At 61.9% G+C, this 2,728-nt stretch carries 3 protein-coding genes; 2 read left to right on the top strand and 1 reads right to left on the bottom strand.

Translation table 11 applies throughout. The features are described from left to right. Positions 1–58: 58 nt before the first annotated feature. Positions 59–1,123: an ATP-NAD kinase family protein gene (locus BG842_RS02755; RefSeq protein WP_069449591.1), complete on the bottom strand. Its 1,065-nt coding sequence runs from the start codon at positions 1,121–1,123 to the stop codon at positions 59–61. A 303-nt stretch (positions 1,124–1,426) separates the two neighbouring features. On the opposite strand from BG842_RS02755, the gene BG842_RS02760 reads away from it, so the two are divergent. Next, entirely contained in the window at positions 1,427–2,107 is a 681-nt protein-coding gene (locus tag BG842_RS02760) for a hypothetical protein (protein ID WP_069449592.1), read from the top strand. Positions 2,108–2,175: 68 nt separating this feature from the next. Then, positions 2,176–2,658, top strand: a complete 483-nt coding sequence (locus BG842_RS02765) for a chemotaxis protein CheW (RefSeq protein WP_007977455.1) — start codon at positions 2,176–2,178, stop codon at positions 2,656–2,658. The last annotated feature ends 70 nt before the right edge of the window (positions 2,659–2,728 follow it).

Raw genomic sequence — 2,728 nt, forward strand, 5'->3', positions numbered from 1 at the left:
TCCATATCCTTGTATCCGCGTAGAAAGCCTTAAACTTCACCGTATGTCACTAAATGCCTCACGATAGTTTCAACATTCGTCGTTCGAACCGCCCGACGCGCACCTTCCACCAACCGCGCAAGGACTCGTCGACCGCCTCGTCGCCCGTATCCGCCCGAAGGACGCCGATGCCGTCCAGTTTCGTCTTCGAGGCGACGATTTCGATGTCCGACCGCCGAATCACGGCCGGTGAAATCTGGTGATTTCCGCGTCCGAAGACGAACCCTTGCCCGCCGATGGGCGAGACGACGATGACGTTCTCGTCGCCGAGCGCGGCGAGGAGTTCCTCCTCGTTGGCGTCGCGGGCGACGACCTCCCCGTCGCGCCACACGTCCACGCCGAGCGGCGACCCGTCGAATCCCAACTCGGATTTGATGGCTCCGACGGTGCTTCCCGGCCCGAGGACGTAGGTGACGCCCGGTTTCGCGTCGTCCGCGACCCCGGCCGCGAGACTCTCGACGGTTCCACCGCCGAGTTGCTTTCCAGACTGGAGCGACTCGGCCACCGGAACGCTGGCGACGGCCTTCAGTTCGGCCCGCACCTCGCCCGCCCGGTAGGCCTCCTCGTCGATGTCGTTCACCTCGCGCTCCTCCGTGCGGTCGAACGACGCCGCGACCCGTCCCGCCGCCTTCGGCGTCACCGCGAACACCGAGGAGTAGATTTTCACCCCGGCGGGGACGCCGAGCATCGGCGTGTCGGCCTCGACCTCGGCCAGCGTCTCGGCCACGTCCACGGCGGTTCCGTCCCCGCCGACGAACAGAACGAGGTCCACGCCGTCTGCGACTAGTCGGCGAACCGCCTCGCGGGTGTCCGCCGCGCTCGTTTCCTCCTCGCCGGGTTCGCCGACGATTTTGGAGTCGAACCCGGCCGCCCGCGCTTCCTCGGCCCCCATCTCGCCAGCGTAGGTCAGCAGCTCGGAGTCCGGCGCGCGGTCGTACAGCGCCGACAGAGCGGCAACGGCCCTGTCGGGGGCGCGTCGCTCCGCTCCGCGCTCCCGCGCCTCCGCGACCTTTCCGTCGGTTCCTTTCAGGCCGACTCGCCCGCCCATGCCAGCGATTGGGTTGACGACCACGCCGATTCGCATATGGCTGGGCCTTGGGCACCCCGAAGGCGAGACCCGTCTGGAGTTCGTCGAGCGTCGCCCCGCCCGTCGTCGCGAGCGAGAGATAGACCAGTTTGGCGCGCGGCGAATCCAGTTCGTCCGGCAACGGTGCGAGAGGCGTTGTTTGGACACTCATGTTGGTATGCTGGTCCAGACATTCGACGATAATAAAATTATCCTACGACAATCGTCGAAATTGGTCGGAATAGTCGTTTCTTGGAGAGGTATTCTCACCGAGGTAAACTGCCGGTGATTTTATGTAACGAGCCGTGGTAGGCGTGGGCAATGAGTCCAGCGCGGGACGATTCTGACCCGGAGGGCCGAAAGGTCATCTCTCCCGAAGAACTCGACATCGAGGACAGCGAGAACGTCGTCGCGCTGGACGATGGCCGGTTCGTCATCGGCGCGTCCGGGAGGCCGTCCGTGCCCGACGACCCGGGGCCAGTGACGACCGGCGAACCGACCGCCGACGCGGACCCCGGTGTCGACCCGGCGAGTCCGAAGAAATCGCCGTCAGCGACGGACTCCCCGCCCGCCATCGACCCGGCGTCGTCACCGGACAGTCCGAGTCAATCCGCGCCATCGGACGGGGAACCCAACATCGATTCCCAAGACGTCCGCGAATGGCTCGAAGACGACGTTGGTGACGTGGCGTCCAGATACGGGTTTCACATCACGGCGAAGGCCGAGGACGAAATCAACCATCAGCGGATGTTTTCGGATGACATTGGAACCGTCTTCGACAACCTTCTCATGTGGTACGCCCAGCAAGTCGAACCGAGCATGCCCGTCGAGGACGTGCTCGGCATTCTCATGATGGAGTCGAACGTTCGCGTCCGGTACCCGTCGCGGTGTTTCCGTGGTGTTCTCGGAACGTACGACTTATCACCCGACGATAGCATCGCCGACCTGTTTCGAGCGATGCAGGACGCGAATGGCATCGTCTTTTCCCCGGAAAGCGGCTAGCGATTATCCGCCGTGATAGTCGGGAGTAGGTTTTATGTATTGTCGTTCGATGTATTCGGTAACTGACTATGAGCGTTCAGAAACAGAATCCGTCGGCCGGGGAAACCCAAGTCGTGGAGTTTCGACTCGGCGAAGACGTGTGCGCGATCGATATCGAGCAGGTAGACAGCATCGTCGAGGTGAAAAAAGTCACGCGCATTCCCCGAACACAGGATTCCATCGAGGGCGTCATGGACCTTCGCGGAGAGACGACGGCCATCATCGACCCCAAGGAGTTCCTCAGCGTCGCCTCCGACGAGCGAGGGAACGACGTTCTCGTTCTGGACCGTCCCGACGACAAACAGAAAATCGGGATTCGAGTGGACGAGGTGCTCGACGTGACGACCCACGCCCCGGAGCACATCGACACCAGCGACGAACTGGAGAACCTTGACACCCGCGGCATCCGCGACCAAATCGCACAGGGAATCATCAAGCGACCCGACGACGAAAACGGTCTCGACCTCATCATCTGGGTCGATATTGACAAAATGATTACTAGCCTGAGTTAAGAATATCGATAAATCATCAACTGTGATAATCACAAGGGAGCATTTATTTTGCCCGCTTTCAAAAGCTCTC

This window comes from Haladaptatus sp. W1 (assembly GCF_001723155.1).
Taxonomy (GTDB): Archaea; Halobacteriota; Halobacteria; order Halobacteriales; family Haladaptataceae; genus Haladaptatus; species Haladaptatus paucihalophilus.